25 protein-coding genes are annotated in these 24863 nt (G+C 59.6%); 13 read left to right on the top strand and 12 right to left on the bottom strand.

Annotated features, from left to right (window positions below; all coding sequences use genetic code 11):
* Positions 1-34: 34 nt before the first annotated feature.
* On the bottom strand, positions 35-1246 hold the full coding sequence (locus JNB88_RS15520) for an NADP-dependent isocitrate dehydrogenase (protein ID WP_037128269.1): 1212 nt from the start codon (positions 1244-1246) through the stop codon (positions 35-37).
* Between the two features lie 186 nt (positions 1247-1432).
* On the opposite strand from JNB88_RS15520, the gene JNB88_RS15515 reads away from it, so the two are divergent.
* The 11 genes from JNB88_RS15515 (at position 1433) to JNB88_RS15465 (ending at position 13087) form a co-directional block, all read left to right on the top strand.
* On the top strand, positions 1433-1963 hold the full coding sequence (locus JNB88_RS15515) for a hypothetical protein (RefSeq protein WP_220356230.1): 531 nt from the start codon (positions 1433-1435) through the stop codon (positions 1961-1963).
* A 130-nt stretch (positions 1964-2093) separates the two neighbouring features.
* On the top strand, positions 2094-4073 hold the full coding sequence (locus JNB88_RS15510; RefSeq protein ID WP_220356229.1) for an FUSC family protein: 1980 nt from the start codon (positions 2094-2096) through the stop codon (positions 4071-4073).
* A gap of 57 nt (positions 4074-4130) precedes the next feature.
* Positions 4131-4961, top strand: a complete 831-nt coding sequence (locus tag JNB88_RS15505; protein WP_220356228.1) for an RNA methyltransferase — start codon at positions 4131-4133, stop codon at positions 4959-4961.
* Positions 4942-5742, top strand: a complete 801-nt coding sequence (gene murI, locus JNB88_RS15500) for a glutamate racemase (RefSeq protein ID WP_220356227.1) — start codon at positions 4942-4944, stop codon at positions 5740-5742. Before JNB88_RS15505 ends, murI begins: the two co-directional genes overlap by 20 nt.
* Before the next feature lie 126 nt (positions 5743-5868).
* Entirely contained in the window at positions 5869-6996 is a 1128-nt protein-coding gene (locus JNB88_RS15495; RefSeq protein WP_220356226.1) for an MFS transporter, read from the top strand.
* A gap of 91 nt (positions 6997-7087) precedes the next feature.
* The gene (locus JNB88_RS15490) at positions 7088-8602 is read left to right on the top strand and encodes a helicase HerA domain-containing protein (protein WP_220356225.1); all 1515 of its coding nucleotides are present in this window, start codon (positions 7088-7090) and stop codon (positions 8600-8602) included.
* A gap of 275 nt (positions 8603-8877) precedes the next feature.
* The gene (gene rpsD, locus JNB88_RS15485; RefSeq protein ID WP_037128260.1) at positions 8878-9495 is read left to right on the top strand and encodes a 30S ribosomal protein S4; all 618 of its coding nucleotides are present in this window, start codon (positions 8878-8880) and stop codon (positions 9493-9495) included.
* Between the two features lie 171 nt (positions 9496-9666).
* Positions 9667-10596, top strand: a complete 930-nt coding sequence (locus JNB88_RS15480) for a glutaminase (RefSeq protein WP_220356224.1) — start codon at positions 9667-9669, stop codon at positions 10594-10596.
* A 59-nt stretch (positions 10597-10655) separates the two neighbouring features.
* Positions 10656-11540, top strand: coding sequence for a tRNA 2-thiocytidine(32) synthetase TtcA (ttcA, locus tag JNB88_RS15475; RefSeq protein ID WP_220356223.1), 885 nt, complete (start codon positions 10656-10658; stop codon positions 11538-11540).
* A gap of 29 nt (positions 11541-11569) precedes the next feature.
* Positions 11570-12394 (top strand): inositol monophosphatase family protein, encoded by an 825-nt coding sequence (locus JNB88_RS15470; protein ID WP_220356222.1) that lies wholly within the window; start codon positions 11570-11572, stop codon positions 12392-12394.
* Between the two features lie 96 nt (positions 12395-12490).
* Positions 12491-13087, top strand: coding sequence for a LysE family translocator (locus JNB88_RS15465; protein ID WP_220356221.1), 597 nt, complete (start codon positions 12491-12493; stop codon positions 13085-13087).
* A 335-nt stretch (positions 13088-13422) separates the two neighbouring features.
* Here the strand turns inward: JNB88_RS15465 and JNB88_RS15460 are convergent, their stop codons facing one another.
* The 3 genes from JNB88_RS15460 to grxD all read right to left on the bottom strand — a co-directional run bounded on the left by JNB88_RS15460 (position 13423) and on the right by grxD (position 16424).
* Positions 13423-14703 carry a multidrug effflux MFS transporter gene (locus tag JNB88_RS15460; RefSeq protein ID WP_220356220.1) on the bottom strand — a complete coding sequence of 427 codons (1281 nt, stop codon included), beginning with the start codon at positions 14701-14703 and terminating at the stop codon, positions 13423-13425.
* Between the two features lie 35 nt (positions 14704-14738).
* Entirely contained in the window at positions 14739-15944 is a 1206-nt protein-coding gene (locus tag JNB88_RS15455) for a multidrug effflux MFS transporter (RefSeq protein WP_220356219.1), read from the bottom strand.
* A 144-nt stretch (positions 15945-16088) separates the two neighbouring features.
* Entirely contained in the window at positions 16089-16424 is a 336-nt protein-coding gene (gene grxD, locus JNB88_RS15450; protein WP_007532908.1) for a Grx4 family monothiol glutaredoxin, read from the bottom strand.
* 282 nt (positions 16425-16706) lie between these two features.
* Here grxD and JNB88_RS15445 point away from each other — a divergent pair, with 282 nt between their 5' ends.
* Entirely contained in the window at positions 16707-17858 is a 1152-nt protein-coding gene (locus tag JNB88_RS15445; RefSeq protein ID WP_220356218.1) for a hypothetical protein, read from the top strand.
* Positions 17859-17879: 21 nt separating this feature from the next.
* Here the strand turns inward: JNB88_RS15445 and JNB88_RS15440 are convergent, their stop codons facing one another.
* From JNB88_RS15440 to JNB88_RS15430, 3 genes are all read right to left on the bottom strand, one after another.
* Positions 17880-18113, bottom strand: a complete 234-nt coding sequence (locus JNB88_RS15440; RefSeq protein ID WP_007789538.1) for a BolA/IbaG family iron-sulfur metabolism protein — start codon at positions 18111-18113, stop codon at positions 17880-17882.
* 20 nt (positions 18114-18133) lie between these two features.
* Entirely contained in the window at positions 18134-20368 is a 2235-nt protein-coding gene (purL, locus tag JNB88_RS15435; protein WP_220356217.1) for a phosphoribosylformylglycinamidine synthase subunit PurL, read from the bottom strand.
* A 165-nt stretch (positions 20369-20533) separates the two neighbouring features.
* Positions 20534-21952: an aminotransferase-like domain-containing protein gene (locus JNB88_RS15430; RefSeq protein WP_220356216.1), complete on the bottom strand. Its 1419-nt coding sequence runs from the start codon at positions 21950-21952 to the stop codon at positions 20534-20536.
* Here JNB88_RS15430 and JNB88_RS15425 point away from each other — a divergent pair.
* Positions 21951-22298: a DUF1127 domain-containing protein gene (locus JNB88_RS15425; protein ID WP_420832190.1), complete on the top strand. Its 348-nt coding sequence runs from the start codon at positions 21951-21953 to the stop codon at positions 22296-22298. The two genes, JNB88_RS15430 and JNB88_RS15425, sit on opposite strands and share 2 nt — an antisense overlap.
* On the opposite strand, the gene JNB88_RS15420 is transcribed toward JNB88_RS15425, so the two are convergent.
* From JNB88_RS15420 to purC, 5 genes are read right to left on the bottom strand one after another with little or no spacing between them, the layout of a single operon-like run.
* The gene (locus JNB88_RS15420) at positions 22299-22697 is read right to left on the bottom strand and encodes a hypothetical protein (protein ID WP_220356215.1); all 399 of its coding nucleotides are present in this window, start codon (positions 22695-22697) and stop codon (positions 22299-22301) included.
* A 48-nt stretch (positions 22698-22745) separates the two neighbouring features.
* Complete coding sequence (purQ, locus tag JNB88_RS15415; protein ID WP_220356214.1) at positions 22746-23417, bottom strand: phosphoribosylformylglycinamidine synthase subunit PurQ; 672 nt, start codon at positions 23415-23417, stop codon at positions 22746-22748.
* Between the two features lie 8 nt (positions 23418-23425).
* A complete protein-coding gene (locus tag JNB88_RS15410; protein ID WP_037128142.1) occupies positions 23426-23671 on the bottom strand; it encodes a hypothetical protein in 246 nt (81 codons plus the stop codon).
* Between the two features lie 21 nt (positions 23672-23692).
* Positions 23693-23935 carry a phosphoribosylformylglycinamidine synthase subunit PurS gene (purS, locus tag JNB88_RS15405; RefSeq protein ID WP_220356213.1) on the bottom strand — a complete coding sequence of 81 codons (243 nt, stop codon included), beginning with the start codon at positions 23933-23935 and terminating at the stop codon, positions 23693-23695.
* A 32-nt stretch (positions 23936-23967) separates the two neighbouring features.
* Complete coding sequence (gene purC / locus JNB88_RS15400; RefSeq protein ID WP_007532892.1) at positions 23968-24732, bottom strand: phosphoribosylaminoimidazolesuccinocarboxamide synthase; 765 nt, start codon at positions 24730-24732, stop codon at positions 23968-23970.
* Positions 24733-24863: the final 131 nt, after the last annotated feature.

The following is a 24863-nucleotide window of genomic DNA, read 5'->3' as shown; positions in this document are numbered from 1 at the left end:
ATCCCCGCCGTCCACTCTGATATTTGCGTCTGGCTTATGCCATCGCCTTCTGAAGGTTCTGATCGATCTTGTCGAGGAAGGCGGTGGTGGAGAGCCACGGCTGATCCGGACCGATGAGCAGCGCCAGATCCTTTGTCATGAATCCGGATTCAACGGTGTCGACGCAAACCTTCTCCAACGTGGAAGCGAACTTTGCAAGTTCGGCATTGTCGTCGAGCTTGGCACGATGAGCGAGGCCACGGGTCCAGGCGAAGATCGAAGCGATCGAGTTCGTCGAAGTTTCCTGACCCTTCTGGTGCTGGCGGTAGTGACGGGTAACCGTGCCGTGTGCAGCTTCGGCTTCAACCGTCTTGCCATCCGGCGTCAAGAGAACCGAGGTCATCAGGCCGAGCGAGCCGAAGCCCTGAGCAACCGTGTCGGACTGAACGTCGCCGTCGTAGTTCTTGCACGCCCAGACGTAACCACCCGACCACTTCAGGGCGGAGGCGACCATGTCGTCGATCAGGCGGTGTTCGTAGGTGATGCCGAGTTCCTTGAACTGATCCTGGAATTCAGCTTCGTAGACTTCCTGGAAAATGTCCTTGAAGCGGCCGTCATAGGCCTTGAGGATGGTGTTCTTGGTCGACAGGTAGACCGGCCACTTGCGCATCAGGCCGTACATCATCGAGGCGCGCGCGAATTCGCGGATCGACTCGTCGAGGTTATACATGGCCATGGCCACGCCGGCGCCGGGAGCGTCGAAGACTTCCTTTTCGATGACCTGGCCGTCTTCACCGACGAACTTGATGGTCAGCTTGCCCTTGCCCGGGAACTTGAAATCGGTGGCGCGGTACTGGTCGCCGAAGGCGTGACGGCCGACGACGATCGGCTTGGTCCAGCCGGGAACAAGGCGCGGAACGTTCTGGCAGATGATCGGCTCGCGGAAGATGACGCCGCCGAGGATGTTGCGGATCGTGCCGTTCGGGCTCTTCCACATCTGCTTGAGGTTGAATTCCTTGACGCGATCTTCGTCGGGAGTGATCGTCGCGCACTTGATGCCGACGCCGTGCTTCTTGATGGCGTTGGCGGCATCAACAGTCACCTGGTCGTTGGTGGCGTCGCGGTTTTCGACGGAGAGGTCGAAGTAGTCGATGTCGAGGTCGAGATACGGATGGATCAGCTTATCCTTGATGAGCTGCCAAATGATGCGAGTCATTTCATCGCCGTCGAGATCGGCGACGGGATTGGCGACCTTGATCTTTTTCATGTATCTGCCTCGTTAAGCTTTTGAGGGACAGCTGTCCCGGGTGGGTGATGTCAAATCCCGTGCGCTATAGCATTGTGCGCCGGGAGTGCAAAGCCGGAAGGACAGCCGGATGGTCTTTTTGCCGCCATTGCCAAGCCGGTGAAAATGGCTAGTCTCCGCCGCGAAACCATTGCCCGGATGTTCGTCATGAAGAAGATTTCACTCGCCCTAGCGGTCCTTCTCGGCTCGACCGCGCCTATCCTTGCCGCCGACGTTACGGAACCGGTCAAGGAGGTCATGGATGCAACGATGAAGAACTGGTCCGGCGCGGACGGCGACTGGATCGATATTTTCGATCCGAGCAAGCTCTCACGGCTGTACAGCAAGGATTTTGTCGCGAAGTATCAGGCGGCAATCCAGAATCCGGCTGCCGACGAGGACGGCGTTTCGCCTTTCGCTTACGACGTTATCGTCAACGGCGAGGATGCCTGTCCTCTTGAGGATTTGACCTATTCGCCGAAGGCGGTCGCCGACGGAACCACGGAAGTGGTCGTCACGTTCAAGAAGGCGACATGCATGGACGACGGATCGGACAAACAGGCTTTGACGACCGTGAAGTTCGAGATGCTCGATGAGGGCGGCAAGCCTGTGATCGATGATATCGTCACAGAAGGCGATCCTGGGCAGCCACCGAATTCGCTAAAGAATACGATGGTACAGATCGCCAAGGGTCAGTGACGGCTGGTATCAGCGAGCCACGTTGTTGCGCTCCGGCTTGCACCGGAAGTGTTTTAGCGACGTAGTCGTCGAGGGATGGGTCACCGCCCTGCGGCTCGATCTGCCTCGGTCGATGGCTTCGAGGGCGAAAATGAGGGGCGAGGGCAGCTTGCTTTCCGGTTTTGACTTCCGTGACTGGTTACTCGCTCACGATCCGGCGCTGTCGCGTCTGCGGATGGCGTCTCGCGTCACGCTGACGATCGCGCTCTCGTTTGGGGCGCTGCTTGCAATTCACCACCTGCTGGTTCCGTTGCCTATGGCCGCCTATGGCCTTGGCATCGTTCTTTCGATTGAAGGCGGCGTCGCGGTCAAGGACAAGGGGAGCGCGCCGCAGCTTGTGACGCGGTTGCTTGCGTGTGCGGCAAGCGTTCTCGTTGTCGGACTTGCTGCGGTGCTTGAAGCAAATCGCTACGTGTCCGACGGCGTTTTCCTGCTCATTATCTTTCTTGCCACGGCTGGGCGGGTGTTCGGACCGCGAGGGCATGCGATCGGCATGTTCGCATTCACATCCTATTTCCTGGGGGCTTATTTCCGCCCTCCCATCACAGACCTTCCACTGATCGCGATCGGTCCCATTGCGCCGGCGTTTATCGGACATGTCGTGCGTTCACTTGTCCTTCCCGATGATTGGCGCCGTGATCTTCTTCGTTCTCTGGAGAGCGTCCGCGGCCGCATCAACCAGATCCTGTTCAAGATTGCCGCGCTCGCTTCCGCCGGGCAGGTGACTGAGAAGGATGCGCAGGAATTGCGCCAGCTGGAGGAGCGGTTGAAGGAAGTCGTGCTGATGGCAGAGAGCTTCATTCCGCGACCGCCGACGGGAATGTTCGACGCCGACGACGAGCCGGCTGCAGAGTTGGCGATCCGCTTGTTTGATGCTCACCTTGCCGCCGAGAGCGCGATCGTTCTCAGTTCGCAAAGCTTGCCGCCGTTTGCTCTCGTCCACGCAGTCATCGATGGTGCACCAGTACCCGAGGCGTTGGCAACGCTTGATGAATTGCAGGCCGAGACCAGGCAGGCCCTCATCCGCCTCGGTGAGGCCCGCGCGTTGCTCGACCGGACGATCGAGAAGGGCTACGCAACCGGATTCGCTGAAGTTGCAGCCGTCGAGGAAACGGCTTCTGTTCCCGCCAAGATCGACTTTTCGCTGGCCAATCCCCTGATCCGTACGGCGCTGCAGGTAACCCTGGCATCCACCATCGCAATGACGTTTGGCCTCATGCTGTCGCGTGAGCGCTGGTTCTGGGCCGTGCTCGCTTCGTTTCTCGTCTTCACCAACACCAATTCCCGTGGTGATACTGCGATCAAGGCGCTGCAGCGTTCGCTCGGCACGCTCCTTGGGATTGCGATGGGGCTAATCCTGGCGACGCTGCTTACAGCGCACATGGCGGCAGCGCTGGCGGTGGCGACGATTGCTATTTTCCTTGCCTTCTATTTCCTGCAGACGTCCTACGCGACGATGACTTTCTTCGTGTCAATCGCGCTCTGTATCGTCTACGGATTGATCGGGGCGTTGACGCCCGATCTCCTCAGATTGCGTATCGAGGAAACGATGCTTGGTGCGGCGGCGGGTACGCTGGTTGCATTTGTTGTCTTTCCTGCACGGACAAGGGGGGCGCTCGATGTCGCCCTTGGTAAGTGGTTCACTGCGCTGGAGGAGCTGCTTTCGGCTGCCTTCGCCAGGGAGCTCACACTGATCACTCGATCACAGAAGCTCGACGCCGCCTATCGCGACATAGCTGCAGCCGCCCGCCCTCTTGGTTCGTCGTGGTCCGTTGTCACCAGGCCGGGACACATCAGACAGACGCTGGCCATTTTCCTTGCTGCGACCTACTGGGCGCGGATCATGGCCAAGGACTACAATGGGACCACCTGCGATGCGGAGAGCATGAAGCTGATCGACACGGAGCGCCAACGGGTGGGGATTTTGATGGCCCGGCAGTCGGAGTGCTTTTTCGTCGACCGCAAGAGCAAAGGTGGACCCGGGCGACACTTGCCGCTGTCCCATGCCGACGCGCGCCTTGGCGTGGAAATGATTGCCTCGACGCTGGACAGACTCTACCCGAACGCTTGACCCTTGCCGTTTCGGCCCGGCTTGGCTATTCCGCCCATAACAAAAGGATCCAGCGTCATGGCAGGCACGAACAGCGAGCGGCAGCTTCTCAGAGAAGGCCCGGTTATCATTCTCGTCGAACCCCAGATGGGGGAAAACATCGGCATGGTGGCGCGCGCGATGGCCAATTTCGGCCTTGCGGAATTGCGGCTCGTCAATCCGCGTGACGGCTGGCCGAATGACAAGGCGCAGGCGGCCGCCTCGAAGGCGGATCATGTCATCGAAGGCACGAAGGTCTTTGAAACGCTGGAACAGGCGATCGCAGACCTGAACTTCGTCTACGCGACGACAGCGCGCGAGCGGGACGGTTTCAAGCCGGTTCGCTCGCCTGTGGTGGCGGCGAAGACGCTGCGGACAAAGTTCCGAGCGGGCGAGGGCACCGGCATCCTGTTCGGCCGCGAACGTTGGGGCTTGACGAACGAGGAAGTGGCGCTTGCCGACGAGATCGTGACGTTTCCGGTCAACCCGGCTTTCGCATCGCTGAATATCGCTCAGGCGGTATTGCTGATGTCCTATGAGTGGATGAAGTCGGGCATGGAGGATGTGGGAACGGTTCCTTTCCAGGCGATGTCGCAGACACAATCCACGAAGGAGCAGCTCTTCGGCCTCTACGATCAGTTGGAAGAAGCGCTCGAAGCTCGCAATTATTTCCATCCGCCCGCGAAAAAGCCGAAAATGGTAGACAACCTGCGGGCAGTCCTTTCCCGCCGCGCCTTCACGGAGCAGGAAATCAGCGTGTTGCGCGGCGTGATCTCCTCCCTGGACCGCTTCTCGCGGAAATATCCGCGCGGGAGCCGGCCACCCGTCGACGTCAAGGAACATCAGGAAGATGACAGCAGCGCAGAATGAGCTGAAACCGGTTCTGGTCTTCGATTCCGGCATCGGAGGGCTGACCGTGCTTCGCGAAGCGCGGGTGCTGATGCCGGAGCGCGGCTTCATCTATATTGCCGATGATGCCGGGTTTCCCTATGGCGGCTGGGAAGAGCAGGCGCTGAGGGAGCGGGTTATCGGCCTTTTCGCCAAGCTGCTTGCCGATCACGATCCTGAGGTCTGCATCATAGCCTGCAATACGGCGTTCACGCTTGTCGGCGCCGATCTGCGTGCAGCGTTTCCACAGATGACGTTCGTTGGCACTGTGCCGGCGATCAAGCCGGCGGCCGAGCGCACACGCTCGGGGCTCGTTTCGGTCCTGGCGACGCCGGGCACCGTGAAGCGCGCCTATACGCGCGACCTCATCCAATCCTTCGCACAGCAGTGCTATGTGCGCCTCGTCGGATCCGAAAACCTCGCCCGAATGGCGGAGGCTTACATCCGTGGCGATGTTGTCTCCGATGAGGCGGTGCTTTCCGAGATAAATCAGTGTTTCGTGGAAAAAGACGGTTCGAAAACCGATATCGTTGTCCTCGCCTGCACGCATTATCCCTTCATGGCCAACGTCTTTCGGCGGCTGGCACCCTGGCCGGTCGATTGGCTGGATCCGGCGGAAGCCATTGCGCGGCGTGCCCGCAGCCTCGTGCCGCAGGTCGCCGATGCGGTGCACCCGGATAATTTCGACTTCGCGGTCTTTACGTCGGGCAATCCCGACTTTGCCACGCGGCGGCTGATGCAGGGATTTGGGCTCAAGGCTTAGGCACGTTGGGCAGACATTTGCCGGCGGCTCAAATGCGTCGAGCATCGATGCGATAGGGACTATCGCAAAGCTTGATGACTGCGCAGACTGGGGTTGTGATTCGCATCCGTCCCGCCAGGCTTTCGCATGTCCTTCCAGAAACTTGTAATGGCTATTTTTTTCCTGCAGCCGATCGCGTTCGGCAGCTGGTTGCCGCGCATTCCGGAAATCCAGGCTCGCCTTGAGCTCGGGCCGGCCGATCTTGCGCTGGCCTTGCTCGGCATGCCCGTCGGAATTTTGACGACACTGCCTTTCGCCGGGCGCGTGGTGGCTCGCATCGGCGGCAAGACCACTGTTATCGCGGGGTTCTTTGTCTTCTCGGTGATCGTTTGCCTTCCGGCATTCTCGCGCACGCCGCTCGAACTTTTCATCGCACTCGCACTGCTTGGCGTTGCCATGTCGACGCTGGAACTCGGCCTGAATGTCGAAGCCGACCGCGCTGAAAAGGATACAGGCTCCGTCATCATGAACCGCTGCCATGGCTTCTGGAGCCTGGGTATCATGGCGGGCAGCCTGCTTGGTTCGGGCATGGTGGCGATTGCCGCGCCCGCCGAATGGGCAATCATGGCGGCTGCCTTCGTCGTTCTGCCGTTTGCTATTGCTGCAAGTCTCCGCTTGCCGCCCGATCGCGAGGCGGGTGCAGCGCCTCCACATATGCCGTTCAAGCTGCCAAGCAGCGCGCTCCTCGGCATTTGCGCCTTCGTCTTCGGGATCACCATGACCGAAGGCGCGATCGCCGACTGGTCTGCTGTCTATCTCAAGGACGTCTTTCAGACGGATGGCATGATGACCGGCATAGGCTACACGACCTTCGCCATGATGGTTGCAGCTGGCCGTTTCAGTGGGGATCATCTGAAACAACGTTTCGGGCCGATCCGGCTTGCACGTGGTTGTGGGGTGGCGGCTTTGGCCGGCATGCTCATCGTCGTCTTTGCCTGGCATAGTATGGTGACGCTGGCGGGGTTTGCGTTGCTTGGCATCGGCGTCTCGGTCGGTTTTCCGCTGGCTGTTACCGCGGCGGCAAGTCTCCGGGATCGACCGGCGGCCGCCAATGTCGCGATCCTGTCCTTCATGGCGCTCACCGGTTTTCTAGTCGGACCGCCTCTGATCGGCTTCATCGCCGAGGTGTCGGGGTTGCGCGTCGGGTTGGCGGTCTTGCTGGTTCCGCTCGCGATCAGCCTGGTGTTCACGCGGATGCTGAAGCCCAGATTTTGACGTTTTCTCTGTGGGTTTATGCGGGCGTGTTGCCAAAGACACGACCAAATCTGCTAGGACGCCGTGTTCGAATTGAAAGAGGAATGTGACATTGCAGGTTGGTATCGATATGGGAACGGCGTCGGGAGGTAATCCGGCCACGCTCGATATCGAGGAGCTTCTGGCTACCCGTCTTCTGGTGCAGGGGAATTCCGGGTCCGGCAAGTCGCATCTGCTTCGCCGCCTACTGGAGCAATCGGCCCAGTGGGTGCAGCAGATCATCATCGATCCTGAAGGCGATTTCGTAACTCTGTCTGACAAGTTCGGCCACGTCGTGGTCGACGGCGAGCGGACGGAAGCTGAATTGGCCGGCATTGCCAATCGTATCCGCCAGCACCGCGTCTCGTGCGTTCTGACGCTTGAGGGGCTCGATATCGAGCAGCAGATGCGCGCGGCCGCCGCGTTCCTCAACGGCATGTTCGATGCCGACCGCGAATACTGGTACCCGGTTCTCGTCGTGGTCGACGAGGCGCAGATGTTTGCGCCTTCTGTCGGCGGCGATGTTTCGGAAGATGCCCGCAAGATGTCGCTTGGCGCCATGACGAACCTGATGTGCCGAGGCCGTAAGCGTGGTCTTGCCGGCGTGATCGCGACCCAACGCCTGGCAAAGCTTGCCAAGAACGTCGCCGCGGAAGCCTCGAACTTCCTGATGGGGCGCACTTTCCTCGATATCGACATGGCGCGCGCTGCCGATCTCCTCGGGATGGATCGCCGCCAGGCGGAAATGTTCCGCGATCTGAAGCGCGGCAATTTCGTTGCGCTCGGGCCGGCGCTGTCGCGCCGCCCGCTGCCGATCCAGATCGGCAATGTGGAGACATCAGCGCGTTCTTCGAGCCCGAAGCTGATGCCGTTGCCGGATGCGCCTCAGGACGTCGAAGATCTGATCTTCACGCCTGATCCGGAGGAGTTCCAGCGTCCGATCATCCGTCGTGCCCCACCTGCGCCGCGGCCGACCACAGATATTCTGGCTGAACTGTCGCGATCGGCGCCTGCTGCCTCCGCTCCGCCCTCGGAGACGCGTGCGACGCAGCCCGAGCTATCTGCGGAGGAGCGAGAAGAGCGGCTGACGGCGGTGCTGAACGAGATCCTGGACGACCCGAGCTCCGGGTTTCGAACGGATTCGGTGTTGTATCAGGACTTCCTCGTGCGGCTTCGTATGCGCCGGGTTCCGGGCCCGCCAATGTCTCTGCCGGAGTTCCGGCGCCGCGTCGCGATATCACGCTCGGGTGTGGATGCCGCGACGGCCGAGACAGAAGCTTGGGCGACAGCTCTATCGCTCTCCACAGGTGTCACCGACGACCTTCAGGGTGTTTTCCTGATGATGGCGAAGGCCGCCGTCTGCGGTGAGCCGTGCCCATCGGACGCCCGGATTGCGCGCGCCTACGGCACCCATTCGGCACGGCGGGCACGGCGTCTACTCGGGTATTTCGAGGAGCAAGGGACCATCGTGGTGCATGCGGATTTCTCGGGTAAGCGTATCGTCGCCTTTCCCGATATGAACTGCCAAACGGCCCCTGGCGATGCAAACGCACCCGACGTCGATGACATCCGTCCCGCTGCGGAATAGCGGCGTAGCCTGTGATGAGACGTTCCGCCGGCTCCAGAACGAGCTGGTTTCACCTGCGGGTGTGGAATTGTGATTGACATTCCAGCAACTTCGCCCTAAAGACCGCGCCAGCACCGGGCAGAGATGTCCGGTGTTTCATTTGACATGTCCCGTGGATTTGTCCTGTTCGCGTAATGGGATGATCCTGTCGGATCCTCGAAAGAAGATCAAAGGAGGGCGTGTTTCCTTCACGCGGTTTGGCAACAAACCGTTTTAACTTTCTGAAAGGAAATACGATGAGCAAGCGCGAATCGTCCAAGTACAAGATTGACCGCCGTATGGGCGAGAACATCTGGGGCCGTCCGAAGTCCCCGGTGAACCGCCGCGAATACGGCCCGGGCCAGCATGGTCAGCGCCGCAAGGGTAAGCTCTCTGACTTCGGTGTGCAGCTGCGCGCCAAGCAGAAGCTGAAGGGTTACTACGGTGACCTGCGCGAAAAGCAGTTCCGTGCAATCTTCGCTGAAGCCGCACGCCGCAAGGGTGACACCTCCGAAAACCTGATCGGTCTTCTGGAGTCCCGTCTGGACGCAGTCGTTTATCGCGCCAAGTTCGTTCCGACCGTTTTCGCTGCCCGCCAGTTCGTGAACCACGGCCACGTGACCGTGAACGGCGTCCGCGTCAACATCGGTTCCTACCGTTGCAAGGCTGGCGATGTCATCGAAGTTCGTCAGAAGTCGAAGCAGCTGGTTACGGTTCTCGAAGCCGTCAGCCTGGCTGAACGCGACGTTCCGGACTACATCGAAGTCGACCATAACAAGATGGTTGCTACCTTCGCACGCGTTCCGGCGCTCGGCGACGTACCGTATCCGGTCGTCATGGAGCCGCATCTGGTGGTCGAATTCTATTCGCGTTAACGCATAACCCCGACAATCGAATTTCGATTGTCGGAAAGGCTTATGCGTCTCTCTAAGGGACTACTGCGTCCTTTACGCGTCTTCGACGCGCGGCGCAGTAGGACGCGAGGCGTTTTCGCATACGGAAAAGCCGCCTCTTGGGGCGGCTTTTTTGTTATCTGGGGAGATACGATGACGGACTTGCAGGCAGTTCTCAACAGCATCCACAAAGAGCTGGAACCCCGTATCGGCGAAGGGAAGGTTGCGGACTATATTCCGGAACTCGCCAAGGTCGATGCGAACCAATTCGGTTTGAGCGTGGTGACGGTAGACGGCAAGGTCTACAGCGTTGGCCATGCGGATGTCCCGTTCTCGATCCAGAGCATCTCGAAGGTCTTCATGCTGACGCTGGCGCTCGGCAAGGTCGGCGAGGGCCTGTGGAAGCGGGTCGGGCGCGAACCTTCGGGCTCTGCGTTCAATTCGATCGTCCAGCTCGAGCACGAGCAGGGCATTCCGCGTAATCCGTTCATCAATGCGGGCGCGATCGCTGTCACTGATGTCGTTATGGCCGGCCATGCGCCGCGCGAAGCTATTGGTGAGTTGCTGCGGTTTGTCCGCTATCTCGCGGATGACGAGTCGGTCACCATCGATGATCGCGTTGCAAAGTCCGAGACGCAGACGGGATACCGCAACTTTGCGCTCGCAAACTTCATGCGGGCCTATCGTAACCTCGACCATCCGGTTGATCACGTGCTCGGCGTCTATTTCCATCAATGCGCCTTGTCGATGACCTGCGAACAATTGGCGAGGGCCGGCCTGTTCCTGGCTGCTCGCGGCACCAATCCGATGACGGGCCACTCCGTTGTGTCGCCTAAGCGGGCGCGGCGTATCAACGCGCTAATGCTGACCTGCGGCCACTATGACGGCTCCGGCGACTTCGCTTATCACGTCGGTCTTCCCGGCAAGAGCGGTGTCGGTGGCGGTATTTTTGCAGTGGCGCCCGGCATTGCCTCTATTGCGGTATGGTCGCCTGGACTCAACGAGGTCGGCAACTCGCAGCTCGGTGCTGTCGCGCTGGAAATGCTGGCGGCCCGCACCGGCTGGTCTGTTTTCGGTGATTGATGCTGGGTTGTCGTGACGCTTTCTGCTAAGGCGGAAGCAGTGACTGATTGGACGAGAGAATGAACATCGCAGCCAACATTGCCGATGAGCTGGAGACGCCGAACGCGGATGGCGCCATTGCGCACGCGCTCTTTGCCGATGCTCCGAACTCGGTCTCGTTCAATAAGCTGCGCAAGCGGTTACTGCGGAACGTCAGGCAGGCATTCGACGATTTTGCGATGCTGAAGGGGCAGAAGCGTTGGCTGATTGGTCTCTCCGGCGGCAAGGACTCTTATGGGTTGCTCGCCCTTCTCCTCGAACTGCAGTGGCGTGGTCTTCTGCCGGTGGAGCTGATCGCCTGCAACCTCGACCAGGGCCAGCCGAACTTCCCAAAGCATATCCTGCCTGAGTATCTCACCAAGGTCGGCGTCAAGCACCGCATCGAGTATCGCGATACCTATTCGATCGTGAAGGAGAAGGTTCCGGAGGGAGCGACCTATTGCTCGCTCTGTTCGCGCCTGCGCCGCGGCAATCTCTACCGGATTGCCAGGGAGGAGGGCTGCGACGCATTGGTGCTCGGCCACCACCGCGAGGACATTCTCGAGACCTTCTTCATGAACTTCTTCCATGGCGGGCGTCTCGCCTCGATGCCGGCGAAGCTGCTCAATGACGAGGGCAACCTGATGGTGCTGCGGCCGCTCGCCTATTGCGCGGAAGATGATATGGCGAAGTTCGCGGCTGCCATGCAGTTTCCTATCATTCCATGCGATCTCTGCGGCTCCCAGGACGGGCTGCAGCGCAATGCAATGAAGGACATGCTCGCCGATATCGAGCGGCGCATGCCGGGCCGCAAGGATACGATGCTGAGGGCGCTTTCGCATGTGAACCCATCGCACCTGCTTGATCCAAAGCTTTTCGATTTCGCCGGCCTGATGGCCGGAGAGACCGCGCCGACGAGTGAATAGTCGGCGCTCACGCCAAAGAAGGAAAGTCCATGAGTTCCACGATAGATGTAACGTCGCTTGCCGATCTCCTGAGGCGGGCGGCGAAGGCAGAGATATTGCCGCGTTTCCGTCGACTTGGGAGCGATGACGTGCGCGCCAAGAGTGAGGCGACCGATCTGGTGACGGAAGCCGACCTGCAGGCGGAGCGGATGATCAAGGCGGAAGCCGCCGCGTTGTGGCCGGATGCGGTGTTCGTGGGAGAGGAGTCGGTCGCGGCGGATCCCGATCTCCTCGGCAAGATCGAGGGAGCGGATCTTGCCATCGTCGTGGACCCTGTCGACGGCACGTTCAACTTCGCCTCGGGCATTCCGGCCTTCGGCGTGATGGCCTCGGTTATATCCAAGGGGGAAACGGTTGCCGGCATCATCTACGACCCGATGGGCGACGACTGGGTGATCGGAGAGAAGGGCGGCGGCTCATGGCTTCGGCGTCCTGGCGGAGAAGCGGAGCGGCTATCGGTTGCGGCACCTGTCGCGCTTGAAGAGATGGTCGGCATGGCATCGACAGGTTTCCTGCCGAAGCCGAAGCGCAGCGAGATTCTTGCCAATCTGGCCAAGGTTCGGTTCCTTGCCAACTATCGCTGCGCAGCCCATGAGTACCGCGCCTTTGCTGGCGGTCACGTGCACTACCTGATGTATAACAAGCTCATGCCGTGGGATCATCTCGCCGGCACGCTGATCAGCATCGAGGCTGGCGCCCATGCGGCCCGTTTTGACGGCTCGCCTTACCTGCCTCATCACACCAGTGGCGGCTTGCTGATTGCGCCCGACAAGGACTGTTGGGACATTCTGCGGCGTGAAGTCTTCACGATCTGACACCTCTGCGCAACGCAGTGCGCACAGACGTACAATACGAGCAGGCACGCCAGTCGTAAATACTCTCTCATCTTTCGAAATGACGAGGAGGGAGAGATGGATACCTCGCAGGCGCTGGCATTCCTGCTGTTTGCATTTATCGCGGCGGTTACACCGGGACCCAGTAACACCATGATGCTGTCTACCGGTGCCGCTGTCGGCGCCTTGAGAGGCATCGGTTGTCCGCTCGGTGCGTCGCTGGGGATGGGCGTGATGATTGTTCTGAGCGCCCTCGGTGTCGGAGAAATAGTCGCTGCGGCGCCGGCCATCGTAGTAGCAACGAAGCTGGCGGGATCTCTGTTTCTGCTGTGGCTCGCCTGGAAGATCGCCAACTCAGGCGCGGTCGATGCTGGCGGACAGACGCAGGCGGTCGGATTTCGGCAGGCCTTTTTGTTCCAGTGGCTGAACCCGAAAGGCTGGCTGGTTGCGCTGAGTGCAGGCAGCACCTTTCTTGTGTCCTCGCATCACGCGGAGGCCAGCGGCGCGTTGTGGATGGGCGCGCTGTTTGCAGCTGCTGCGTTTCCGGCGGGATTTATCTGGCTTGTCCTGGGCGTTCTCGTTGCCCAGCTTCTGCGTACCCCGCGTTCGGCGAGGTTCTTCAATATCGGCATGGGGTTTGCGCTGGCTCTGTCGGTCGCCCTTGTGTGGCACTAGAGCCTTTCAGGGTTAAATTGAAGCGTTCTGCCGGAGCAGGTTTTCGTCAGGGCAAAGGCGATTGGCGAGGGGCATACCCCTTGGTACGTCCGAGCCGATCGCGTTTTGATCCTGGCGGAAAGATGCCCCGGCCCTTCGGGTTGGCTGAAACGGGCCGTCTGATCGACCGGCCGGCTTGGCCGTAGAACGTGGCTACGACGCGCGCCGGCCGGTCGACCATTCGACTCCGTTTGAGCCAACAGAACGCTTCAATTTAACCCTGAAAGGCTCTAACGCTGAAAAAGCTTCGCCCGCAACGATGTGTTGCGGGCGACAAGGAACGTCATGCAGGTGTACTAGAAATGCCCGGCGCCTGGATCGATCTGCGGGCTGTCACCCGGATGTGTGAACAGCTTGCCGCCTTCGGCCCAGAGCGTTGCCGCGATGCTGATTGCCCCGAACACCGCGAAGCCGCCGAAGAGCGGCTGCACAGTCCCGTTGAACAGTTGTCCGACGGTGCCGCCGAGGATCGCGCCGAACGTCGTCGATACGAAGCCGGTAATGGCTGTCGCGGTGCCCGCGAGGTTGCCCATGGGTTCCAGGCTGATTGCGGTAAAATTGGTGGCAATGACGGCAAACATCATCAACAGGATCGTGAACAGCGCATAGGCGAAGGCGAAATCCGGACGGCCGCCGAGAGCTTTGAGGAAACCGATCGCGGAGACGATCGTGAACAGGATCATGGCAACGTGCGAAATGCGGCGCATGCCGAACTTGCGGACGAAGAAGCCGTTGGCGAAGTTCGCCACCGCGATACCGCCTGCTGTTGCCGCAAATGCTATCGGCAGCCAATCGCCGAGGCCGTAGACCTCGCCGAAAACCTGCTGGACCGAGATCACATAGGCGCTGATGACGGCGGTGAACATGGTGAGGCCGATCATGTAGCCGCACGTTATCTTGTTGGTCAGAACGGTCTTGAAACCGTCGACAACGGAGCCGACCGACAGGGGGATACGCTCGTCCTTTGGCAGGGACTCCTTCAAACGCAGTGCTGCCCAGACGAACAGGATGGCTCCGACGATGCCAAGCAGGATGAAAATCCAGTGCCAGTTGGCGTAGGTGATGATCAACTGACCGACGGAAGGCGCCACGATCGGAACGATCATGAAGACGATCATCACATAGGACATGACGCGCGCCATCTCGCGGCCGCCGAAGCAGTCGCGAACGATCGCCATGGTGGTGATGCGAACAGCTGCACCGCCGAGGCCTTGGACGAAGCGCATGATCAGCAGCATTTCGAAGCTGCCGGTGGCGGCAGCAGCGAACATGGCGAGCACATAGACGGCAAGGCCGCCAAGCAGGATGTTCCGGCGGCCGAAGGTATCAGACAGGCTGCCGAAGATGATCTGCGACACGCCGAAGCCGAGGAAAAAGACGCCAATCACCAGCTGCGTATCGTTGGCGTTGGTGACACCGAGCGAATGACCGATCGCGGGCAGGGAGGGCAACATGCTGTCGATCGCCATCGCGACACTGGCGGTCATGATGGCGATGGTGATGACAAATTCAACGAAGCCCATGCCTATTCGGCGGGAGCCCTGATTCTCAACATGAGGTTTATGTGGTGGCGTCATAATGGAAATCCTGAAATACGAGGCGGGCGTCCCCTTCAGACCGCGGGATTATGCGGTTGGAAGAGGCGCCCTTTTTCTGCGATCAAAACGAAGATCAGACCGATGATCGAGACGGTGAAATAGCCTGCGACCATCGGGAGTGCGGTGCCGTTGAAGGCCTGTCCGATGCCGGCGCCGATCAGGGCGCCGCCGACGGTGCTCATGAAGCCGAGCACGGACGAGGCCGTTCCCGCAACATGACCGAGCGGCTCCATGGCAAGCGAATTGAAGTTCGAGCCGATCCAGCCGAACTGGAACATCGCCAGGCCGAAGAAACTGATAAAGAGGAAGAATGGCATCGGGTGCGGCCCGAGGAGGAGCGCTGTGAGCCAAATGGTGTTGACGGCGATGAAGCCGGTAAGTGCACCATGCGACAGGCGCCGCATCCCGAACTTGCCGACGAGCCGCGAGTTAAGGAACGACGACAGCGACATGAAGACGGCGACACCGGCGAAAGCGAGCGGAAAGTAGGCGCCGAGATCATAGATCCCTACGTAGATCTGCTGGGCCGAATTGATGAACCCGAACAGCGATCCGAAGATGAAGGTGGTCGCGATCGTGTAGCAGAGCGCGATGCGGTTCGTGAGAACTAGCTTGAAGCCGCCGATGACGGAGCGCGCCGTGAACGGCCGCACGTTCGAAGGATGCAATGTCTCGGGAAGGCGCATGTAGGCCCAACCCGAAATCAACGCTGCCATCACGGCGATAAAGACGAAGATCAGGTGCCAACTGCCGAAAAACATGATGATCTGACCGCTCCCCGGCGCGATGACGGGGACGATCATGAAGACCATCATGATAAGCGACATGACCTCTGCCATCTGGCGACCGCCGTAGACGTCTCGCACGATGGAGATGGTGATGACGCGTGTAGCTGCGGAACCAATACCCTGGATGAAGCGAAGCACGAGGAGACCGGTGAAAGTCGGCACGAGTGCGATCCCAAGGGCGGAACAGATATAAATCGCAAGGCCGATCAAAAGCGGCAGGCGGCGGCCGAAGCGATCGGAGAGGGGGCCGTAGAACAGTTGCGCCGAGCCAAAGCCGAGGAGATACGCAGAAACGACAAACTGGCGATGATTTTCACTCTCAACGCCAAGGCTCGCACCGATTTGCTGGAGCGCCGGAAGCATGATGTCGATCGCGAGCGAGTTGACCGCCATCAGAAAGGCGGCGAGCGCAATGAATTCCCCTTTGCCCATGGGCAATCGGCCCGCGTGCACGGCTTGTGATGAATCTGTCACAATGAAATTCCCATAAACGGGCCAAGGCGCTGTTCAGCACAGCGCCTCGGACTCAAAATACAAGATTTGGAAACCGGGCGAAGCGTCCGGTGACCGGGCAGGTCAGGCTGCGCCGCGAACGGTGACGCCGTGTTCCTGCAGGTGTTGCTGCAACTCGCCGGCCTGGAACATTTCCCGGACGATGTCGCAGCCGCCGATGAACTCGCCCTTCACGTAGAGCTGCGGGATCGTCGGCCAGTTGGAATAATCCTTGATGCCCTGGCGGATTTCAGAGTCAGCGAGCACGTTGATGCCCTTGTAGTCGACGCCGATGTAATCGAGAATCTGCACGACCTGGCCGGAGAATCCACACTGCGGAAACTGCGGCGTGCCCTTCATGAAGAGGACGACGTCGTTGCTCTTGATCTCGTTGTCGATGAATTCGTTGATACCGCTCATAGGGACCTAATCCTTTCCACAGGCGAGTTAAAGGCCCGCCGTTTCAATCGTTAAGCTTAGATAGCATGTGATCGACGGAATTCCAGCAGGGCAGGCCAAAAAAAGAGCACCCTATCGGTTTGCGAGTGACGGATTGTTGCGCTTGCGTTACGCCCTCTCCCAACTGACCCGACCGATCGCGAGTGAAGGCCGCGCAAGCGGAACCCACCCGGATTTCGCCACATTTCTTCGCGATTGCGGCGCAGCAATTATTCGCCGCGCCCGCGGCCAAGAAAGACAATAATGACATTGATTTCCAAAAGGGTCGTGCTCCATTTTCCGGGGTTCGAGCCACTTGATGGGCGTGCTCACAGAGCACGATACGAACGTTCGGCGAAGCAGAGCGCTGCCACCTGGAACTTCTCAGCACTGACAGGCGAGGCGGAACACAAGCCGGACTCAACGAGCTTTACGGTGCAGACGCGTGCGGATGGCTGGGAAGCCAGCAGCCACATACATGTCTTCGACCACAATACGCTTGTCGAAAAACTTAGAACGGGCAGCCGGACGACCCAGATTCTCTTAGGTTATTGGAGCGCACTGCAGATCATTGTCTATGGCGGGGCTGCCGGCTATTTCCGGCACGCTTGGCGGTTCGGACTTTTCTTCATCTTTCCGTTCCTGATGATGATTCTCGGCTTCGCGCTGAGTGCGACGATCGCCGCCATCCCGATCGGACTGGAGTTGCCCGCACTTCATCTTCTTTGGAGCGTGGCCATCGCGGCGTTCTTCTTTGTGTTGGTGTTCCTGCCGTTTGCCGAGCGTTTCTACACACTGCATCTCTTTGCGGACTGGCGCATGTCGATTGCTCTCGCCCGAATGAGTGATCCGGAGTTCAACCTATGGCTCGAGCGCTGCGTCGTGGCCGCGCGGACGGCATTGTCAGAGCCTGCGGACGAGTATGTGATTTCGTCTCACAGCATGGGCTCGAGCGTTGCCACCCATGTGGTCGGCATGCTCATCGAGCGGGATCCGGCGATATTCGAGGGTAAGCGGATTGTGTTTGCGACGCTCGGAGCGGCGATCCTGCAATGCGCGCTGCTGCGCCCTGCGCGGAAATTACGGTTACGTGTCGGCCTCATTGCCCGATGCCGCAACATCAGGTGGCTGGATGTCCAGTATCTGACGGACGCAATACACTTCTACAAGGTACCGGTAGTGGCAGTCTGCGGGCATAGGGACGCGCCGGCTGCCAAGATGATATTCATCCGCGTGAAGCAGATGCTGACCACCGAGCACTACCGGAAGATCAAGAAGGACTTTCTGCGCGTTCACAGGCAGTATGTGCTCGGACCCGACTTGCAGGCACCCTTCGATTTCACGCTTTTGACGGCTGGCCCATACCCTGCGTCGGTGCTCAGCGAAACCGGCTATAGCAAAATGCCCGGCTTATGACCGGGCATCTCGCGTTCGATATCAGTCGGGTGCCGATGTCTGCAGCGCCAGGGCATGCAATATGCCGCCCATGTTCCCCTTGAGTGCCTCATAGACCATCTGATGCTGCTGCACGCGGCTCTTGCCGCGAAACGCCTCCGCGACGACTTCAGCTGCATAGTGATCGCCGTCGCCCGCAAGATCGCGAATGGTCACCTTGGCACCGGGGATGCCGGCCTTGATCATGTCTTCGATGTCACCGGGTTTCATAGGCATGATCGTTTACTCCTTGCGCATTATTCCGTGGCAGCGAGCGTGCCATGGCCTTCCATGTAATCAGGGAACCATGATTCATGGGCGTCGCGCAATTGCTGAATCGGCAGCGACAGAAGATCGTCGACGACAAGGCTTTCGCCTTCGACCGTGCCGAGGCGACGGAACGGGACGCCGGCACCTTCGGCGTTGGCGCAGACGAAGTTCGCCACGTCAGCCGGCACCGTCAGGACATAACGGGCCTGATCTTCACCGAACAGCAGCGCGTGTGGGGCGCCCTTGCCTTCGCCGAGGCCAATCTTGAGGCCCTTGCCTGACGACATCGCCATTTCGGCAAGAGCAATCGCAAGACCACCGGACGAGATATCGTGGCAGGCCGTTGCCTGGCCGTTGCGAATGACCGAGCGGACGAAGTCGCCGTTGCGGCGTTCTGCAAAAAGGTCCACCTCGGGTGCCGGGCCATCGGTGTTGCCGACGATGTCACGCAGGTAGATCGACGAGCCGAGATGGCTGCCGTCCGTACCGATCATTATGACCTTGTCGCCATTCGAGGCGCCGCCAATGCGGGCCATGTGCTTCCAATCGGGCAGAAGGCCGACACCGGCGATCGTCGGCGTCGGCAGGATCGCGACACCGTTGGTTTCGTTGTAGAGAGAGACGTTGCCCGAGACGATCGGGAAATCGAGCGCCCGGCAAGCTTCGCCAATGCCTTTCACGGCCTGAACGAACTGCCCCATGATTTCGGGCTTCTCCGGATTGCCGAAGTTCAGGTTGTCGGTGGCCGCGAGCGGTTCCGCGCCGGTTGCGGTGATGTTGCGCCAGCACTCCGCGACCGCCTGCTTGCCGCCTTCGAACGGATCGGCCTCGACATAACGCGGCGTCACGTCGGACGAGAACGCAAGCGCCTTGGTCGGATGGTTTTCGACGCGAACGACGCCGGCATCACCGCCCGGGAGCTGGAGCGAATTGCCCTGGATCAGTGTATCGTACTGCTCGTAGACCCAACGGCGGCTGGATTGGTTCGGCGAACCCACGAGCTGGAGCAGTGCCTGACCATAGTCGGCCGGCGCAGCGACAAGGTTTGCCGGCAATGGAGCACGCTTGTCCGACTCGCGCCACGGACGATCATATTCCGGCGCCTGGTCGCCGAGATCCTTGATCGGCAGGTTGGCGACTTCTTCGCCCTGATGAATGATGCGGAAGCGCAGGTCGTCGGTCGTCTTGCCCACGATCGCAAAATCGAGGCCCCACTTGACGAAGATTGCCTTTGCGACGGCTTCCTTTTCCGGTTCAAGAACCATGAGCATGCGCTCCTGGCTCTCGGACAGCATCATTTCATAAGCCGTCATCTGCTCTTCACGCACAGGCACGGTATCGAGATCGAGCACGATTCCAAGGTCGCCCTTGGCGCCCATTTCGACCGCAGAGCAGGTGAGGCCGGCAGCTCCCATGTCCTGGATCGCGATGACGGCACCGGTCTGCATCAGTTCAAGGCAGGCTTCCAGCAGGCACTTTTCGGTGAAGGGGTCGCCGACCTGAACCGTCGGGCGCTTCTCTTCGATTGACTCATCGAATTCGGCCGAGGCCATCGTCGCACCGCCGACACCGTCGCGGCCGGTCTTTGCGCCGAGATAAACCACCGGCAGGCCGACGCCCTTGGCTTCCGAGAGGAAGATGGCGTTCGACTTGGCAAGACCTGCGGCAAAAGCGTTCACCAGAATGTTGCCATTGTAGCGGGCGTCGAACTCTACTTCGCCGCCGACCGTCGGTACGCCGAAGGAATTGCCGTAGCCACCGACGCCCGAGACAACGCCGGACACGAGGTGACGGGTTTTCGGATGGTCCGGCTCGCCAAAGCGGAGCGCATTCATAGCCGCAATCGGACGGGCGCCCATAGTGAAAACGTCGCGCAGAATACCGCCGACGCCCGTTGCCGCACCCTGATAGGGCTCAATGTAGGACGGGTGGTTGTGGCTCTCCATCTTGAAGACGACGCAATCACCGTCGTCGATGTCGACGACACCGGCATTCTCACCCGGTCCCTGAATGACGCGCGGGCCCTTGGTCGGCAGGGTGCGCAGCCACTTCTTGGAGGACTTGTAGGAGCAGTGCTCGTTCCACATGGCCGAAAAGATGCCGAGCTCCGTGAAGGTCGGCTCGCGACCGATCAGGTCCAATATCCGCTGATACTCGTCCGGCTTCAGGCCGTGGGCAGCGATGAGTTCGGAGGTGATCGGGCGGGTATTAGAAATGGTCATGAGCTCTCGGAAGTCCCTGCCGTTGCGCGATTGCGGTGTCTTTAGCCTAACTGAATGAAACGCGCGACAGGAAAATGCCGCCTTTTAACAGACGGCAGATATCGAAAGGCGACACTTGCAGCGAGTTAGAATTTGTAACCGACCTGCGGCTCTTCTGACGCAGTCTTAAATCTCGCCGTCGTAGCCCGCGCCGCCGCTTTCCAGCAGGCGTCGCAATGTCATCAATCCCGCAACCAAATCTTCGCGGTTGCGCGGCGAGGAGAATCCGGTCCGTACGCGATGATAGACTTTCTCAGCGCGAGCTGCCTTGAACTCATCCTCGTCGTCGATCAGGACGCCATCTCTGTATGCGGCGTTCTTGAAGGTTCCGGAGAGCCAGGGATCGGGCAGCTTCAGCCAGAGGAATGGCACATGCGGATGCGATACGAAGTCGTAGCCCTGCAATTGCTCCCTGGCGAGCCGTTCACGTAACGTGAGCTCCGCTGCACTTGCCTTGCGGATGTCGTGTGCCTGCCCGCTCAAAACGAGGCGGGCGCAAGCCTCGGCCAGGATGAAAGGCAGACCGCCAGTGATCATCTTGTGCGTCACCTTGATCCGCTGTGCAAAATGTGGCGGGCAGGCGACCCAGCCGCCGCGCACGCCGGCAGCCACCGACTTCGAAAGGCCGCTGATCAGGAACGTGCGATCGGGTGCGAGCGATGCAAGCAGGGGATTTTCGTCTCCGGTCATTCCGCCGTAGAGATCGTCCTCGATCAGCCAGACCCCGTGCCGGCGGGCAATTTCGGCAATTCGAGCCCGGCGTTCATAAGGCATGGTTGCCAGTGTCGGATTGTGCGCAGTCGGCATCAGGAACGCGAGTTTGGGATGCTGCTGAAGGCAGAGGCGTTCGAAGTCATCCGGCAGCACGCCGTTCTCGTCGGACTCCACTGTAATGGTGCGACGACCCAGAATACGCGCGCTGCGGCTGACCTGCGTATAGCTCAGGTCTTCGAAGACGATCTTGTCACCCGGCGATGACACGGCCGAGATGACGGACACAGCTGCCGCGTGAGCCCCGAGTGTCGGGACGATGTTTTCAGTTTCAGGCGTCCAATCATTTCTGGCCAGCCAACGCCGCCCGGCTTCGTACCAGTTTTGGGGGAACACTCGCGAATAGGACGAGATCTCGGAAAGCTGCTCCTCACCGATTGCAGCAAGGACGCTGCCGATGATCTTGCCTTGCCCAAGATCCGGGGCAGCAGTGGTATCGAAGCGAATCTTGCCGGCCGGCGCATCGATCGGGCGCGTGCCGCCGAGTGCAATGGTCAGCGGATCGGGCTGGTTACCAGGCGCCGTCTCGGCGCGATCCAGCACGTAGGTCCCGCGGCCGACTTCTCCCGCCACAAGGCCGCGCTCATGCACCAATGCATATGCTCGCCCGATTGTCCCGATTGTCACGCCGATATCGTAGGCGAGGTTTCGTTGTGGCGGCAATTTGCTGCCGGCGGGCAGCGTCCCACTGGCAATGGCTGATTCAATACTGTCCGCAATGCGGAGATACACCGGGCCGGAACCGCGGGAAACGTCTGGGAGCCAAGTTGTCATGATGACAATTCTCTATATTGTCACCCTATGGCTGTCAACATTATCTCCATTGCAGATACAATTCCGCTTGGAGAGTTACATGTCTGTTGTGTCAGATGACGAGCCTCGGATTGCACCTTTATCTTCTCAGGTGCAATCGATTCAATACCGTGCTTCGCAAAACTCACGCGCTACCCTCAACATCCAGACAATGCTGCGATCCGCTTGGGGACGGTTATCGCTGTGGCATCAGAAACGGGCGAGCCGCAGGGCCTTGCGCGATCTGACTGATGACGAATTGTTGGACATCGGCGTCACTCGCGCGGAAGCGCGCAAGGAGGCTGGTAAATCGTTCTTCTGGGACTGATTAGCCGCAGGCCTTGCCGCCGGAAGCCCAGCGGGTAACGTCCTTGGCGATCCGCGGCCCGGTTGGGCTCTGCATCATGGGGCCAAATGCGTCGAGCTTGGAGGGGTTGCCTTCGGCCTGAACGACCAGCAACGGACGGCTTTCGGGGCTTCCCTTGTGCACGACGAGAATGCGTGGACGACCGGAGAAGGAATTTAGTTCCAGCGCCAACTTGTAGGCCGCAAAAGCAGCGTCGCCCGATTTGAACCAGCAAGCATTCGCGCCAAGCGCAACGCGCTCCATTGTCGACAACGCACTGCGATCAGGACCCTTGACCGGCGTGTTCGATTGGCATGACGCGACCAGCGCCGCTGTCGCGGCAATGGCGAAAACACGTGTCGTCGAAAGGCGAGGGCGCATCAATCTTGCTCCAATGGACCGGATGAATGGCCTCTTACGTGCCGAAGGTTAAGCAGCGATTACCTCGAGAGCCGAAGCGAACAGGCCACGGCCGTCGGAACCGCCATGTGCTGCTTCGATGAGGTTTTCGGGATGCGGCATCATGCCGAGGACATTGCCCTTGTCGTTCATGACGGCGGCAATGTCATTCAACGAGCCGTTCGGATTGGTGCCTTCGGCGTAGCGGAAGACCACCTGGCCATTGCCTTCAATCTTCGTCAGGGTCTCGGCGTCGGCGAAATAGTTGCCGTCGTGATGAGCCACAGGGCTGCGAATGATCTGGCCCTTGGAATAGGCGCGGGTGAAATCCGTATCGGCGTTTATGACTTCGAGCTTGATCTCACGGCAGACAAACTTGAGCGAGGCATTGCGCATCAGCGCGCCGGGCAGCAGACCCGCTTCAAGCAGGATCTGAAAGCCGTTGCATACGCCCAGAACCTTGACGCCCTTGTTCGCCTTCTCGATGATCGCCTGCATGACCGGCATCCGCGCCGCGATCGCGCCGCAACGGAGGTAGTCGCCGTAGGAAAAGCCGCCGGGAATGACAATCAGGTCGACATCCGGAATATCAGTCTCCGTTTGCCAGATCGTCACCGGCGCGTGACCGGAAATTTTCGTCAGTGCTGCGATCATGTCTCGATCGCGATTGAGACCCGGAAGTTGAACGACGGCTGATTTCATGACTGCGGCTAAAACCTTGTTTGTGCTTCTGCAAGTTCTCTGAGTACGAGACGCTTTTCAATTCGCTCCAGCCGGCCTTCATGCCGACCGAGGACACCGTAGATACTGTGTATTTCCTGCTGCATCGAGGTCATCGTGTCGCGCATGCAATGCATTTCGCTCCTGATCTCACCCAGCGACGCATCCAGCGTATCGATGTGCTCGTGCATTTTCGTCAACAACTCAAGCATGAGCTCCTGCGTCAATTCAGCCATCGAGTGCGCTCCACGAGCAGATTAGTCGACGGAAATATTATAGTTCTCGATCACGGTATTTGCGAGGAGTTTCTCGCACATTGCCTTGAGGTCGCTCTCCGCTTTCGCCTTGTCGGCGCCTTCGAGTTCGACGTCAAACACCTTGCCCTGACGGACATGGCCGACGCCATCGAATCCGAGAGCACTGAGTGCGCCTTCGATTGCCTTGCCCTGCGGATCGAGAACGCCGTTTTTCAGCGTGACGGTTACACGAGCCTTAATCACTTTGTTTTCCCTGTCTTGCTTGGCCTGAAAGTTTACTTCACGAGTACCGGACCGGTGCCACGCACGGGTTCGTTCTCATTGATGATGCCGAGGCGACGCGCAACTTCCGAATAGGCTTCGAGAAGTCCACCCATGTCGCGGCGGAACCGGTCCTTGTCCATCTTCTCGCGAGTGTCGATATCCCACAGACGGCAGGAGTCCGGCGAAATCTCGTCGGCCAGGATGATGCGCATCATGTCGCCTTCATAGAGGCGACCGCACTCGATCTTGAAATCCACAAGCTGGATGCCGACGCCGAGGAAAAGACCAGTCATGAAGTCGTTGACGCGAATGGCGAGCGCCATGATGTCATCGAGCTCGGCGGGATTTGCCCAGCCGAATGCAGTGATGTGCTCTTCGGAAACCATAGGGTCGTCGAGCGCGTCGGACTTGTAGTAGAACTCGATGATCGAACGTGGCAGCACCACGCCTTCCTCAATGCCCAGGCGCTTGGACAGGGAACCCGCGGCAACGTTGCGGACAACGATCTCGAGCGGGATCATCTCCACTTCGCGGATCAGCTGCTCGCGCATGTTGAGACGGCGGATGAAGTGGGTCGGAATGCCGATCTTGTTCAGATGGCTGAAGATGTATTCCGAAATGCGGTTGTTCAGAACGCCTTTGCCATCGATGACTTCGTGCTTTTTCTTGTTGAAGGCGGTGGCATCGTCTTTGAAGAACTGGATCAGCGTGCCCGGCTCCGGGCCCTCATACAGAATCTTTGCCTTGCCCTCGTAAATACGGCGGCGACGGTTCATTGCAATTGTTCTCTATCGTTGGCGCTCTTGGGATAGCGCGAGTGGATCGATCTCGTGGCGTCCCCTTAAAGGAAAAGCGAGGGTTTCACAATCCGCCTGTCACTCCTTCCCCGGAATCCGGGAGTTCCGGA

The organism is Rhizobium cauense (assembly GCF_019511525.1).
Classification (GTDB): Bacteria; Pseudomonadota; Alphaproteobacteria; order Rhizobiales; family Rhizobiaceae; genus Rhizobium; species Rhizobium cauense.
Note: the sequence above shows the minus strand (reverse complement) of the source record. Positions and strands in the feature narration are given on the sequence as shown.

Excerpts from the sequence above, each read along its gene's own strand:
- JNB88_RS15460 (WP_220356220.1), bottom strand. The coding sequence starts at position 14,703 with ATGACGCCACCACATAAACCTCATGTTGAGAATCAGGGCTCCCGCCGA.
- JNB88_RS15495 (WP_220356226.1), top strand. The coding sequence starts at position 5,869 with ATGTCCTTCCAGAAACTTGTAATGGCTATTTTTTTCCTGCAGCCGATC.
- ttcA (WP_220356223.1), top strand. The coding sequence starts at position 10,656 with ATGAACATCGCAGCCAACATTGCCGATGAGCTGGAGACGCCGAACGCG.
- JNB88_RS15470 (WP_220356222.1), top strand. The coding sequence starts at position 11,570 with ATGAGTTCCACGATAGATGTAACGTCGCTTGCCGATCTCCTGAGGCGG.
- JNB88_RS15465 (WP_220356221.1), top strand. The coding sequence starts at position 12,491 with ATGGATACCTCGCAGGCGCTGGCATTCCTGCTGTTTGCATTTATCGCG.
- JNB88_RS15505 (WP_220356228.1), top strand. The coding sequence starts at position 4,131 with ATGGCAGGCACGAACAGCGAGCGGCAGCTTCTCAGAGAAGGCCCGGTT.
- JNB88_RS15480 (WP_220356224.1), top strand. The coding sequence starts at position 9,667 with ATGACGGACTTGCAGGCAGTTCTCAACAGCATCCACAAAGAGCTGGAA.
- murI (WP_220356227.1), top strand. The coding sequence starts at position 4,942 with ATGACAGCAGCGCAGAATGAGCTGAAACCGGTTCTGGTCTTCGATTCC.
- JNB88_RS15455 (WP_220356219.1), bottom strand. The coding sequence starts at position 15,944 with ATGGGCAAAGGGGAATTCATTGCGCTCGCCGCCTTTCTGATGGCGGTC.
- JNB88_RS15520 (WP_037128269.1), bottom strand. The coding sequence starts at position 1,246 with ATGAAAAAGATCAAGGTCGCCAATCCCGTCGCCGATCTCGACGGCGAT.
- JNB88_RS15515 (WP_220356230.1), top strand. The coding sequence starts at position 1,433 with ATGAAGAAGATTTCACTCGCCCTAGCGGTCCTTCTCGGCTCGACCGCG.
- purL (WP_220356217.1), bottom strand. The coding sequence starts at position 20,368 with ATGACCATTTCTAATACCCGCCCGATCACCTCCGAACTCATCGCTGCC.
- JNB88_RS15445 (WP_220356218.1), top strand. The coding sequence starts at position 16,707 with ATGACATTGATTTCCAAAAGGGTCGTGCTCCATTTTCCGGGGTTCGAG.
- JNB88_RS15410 (WP_037128142.1), bottom strand. The coding sequence starts at position 23,671 with ATGGCTGAATTGACGCAGGAGCTCATGCTTGAGTTGTTGACGAAAATG.
- purQ (WP_220356214.1), bottom strand. The coding sequence starts at position 23,417 with ATGAAATCAGCCGTCGTTCAACTTCCGGGTCTCAATCGCGATCGAGAC.
- JNB88_RS15430 (WP_220356216.1), bottom strand. The coding sequence starts at position 21,952 with ATGACAACTTGGCTCCCAGACGTTTCCCGCGGTTCCGGCCCGGTGTAT.
- JNB88_RS15420 (WP_220356215.1), bottom strand. The coding sequence starts at position 22,697 with ATGCGCCCTCGCCTTTCGACGACACGTGTTTTCGCCATTGCCGCGACA.
- JNB88_RS15440 (WP_007789538.1), bottom strand. The coding sequence starts at position 18,113 with ATGCCTATGAAACCCGGTGACATCGAAGACATGATCAAGGCCGGCATC.
- JNB88_RS15425 (WP_420832190.1), top strand. The coding sequence starts at position 21,951 with ATGATGACAATTCTCTATATTGTCACCCTATGGCTGTCAACATTATCT.
- rpsD (WP_037128260.1), top strand. The coding sequence starts at position 8,878 with ATGAGCAAGCGCGAATCGTCCAAGTACAAGATTGACCGCCGTATGGGC.
- purC (WP_007532892.1), bottom strand. The coding sequence starts at position 24,732 with ATGAACCGTCGCCGCCGTATTTACGAGGGCAAGGCAAAGATTCTGTAT.
- JNB88_RS15510 (WP_220356229.1), top strand. The coding sequence starts at position 2,094 with ATGAGGGGCGAGGGCAGCTTGCTTTCCGGTTTTGACTTCCGTGACTGG.
- grxD (WP_007532908.1), bottom strand. The coding sequence starts at position 16,424 with ATGAGCGGTATCAACGAATTCATCGACAACGAGATCAAGAGCAACGAC.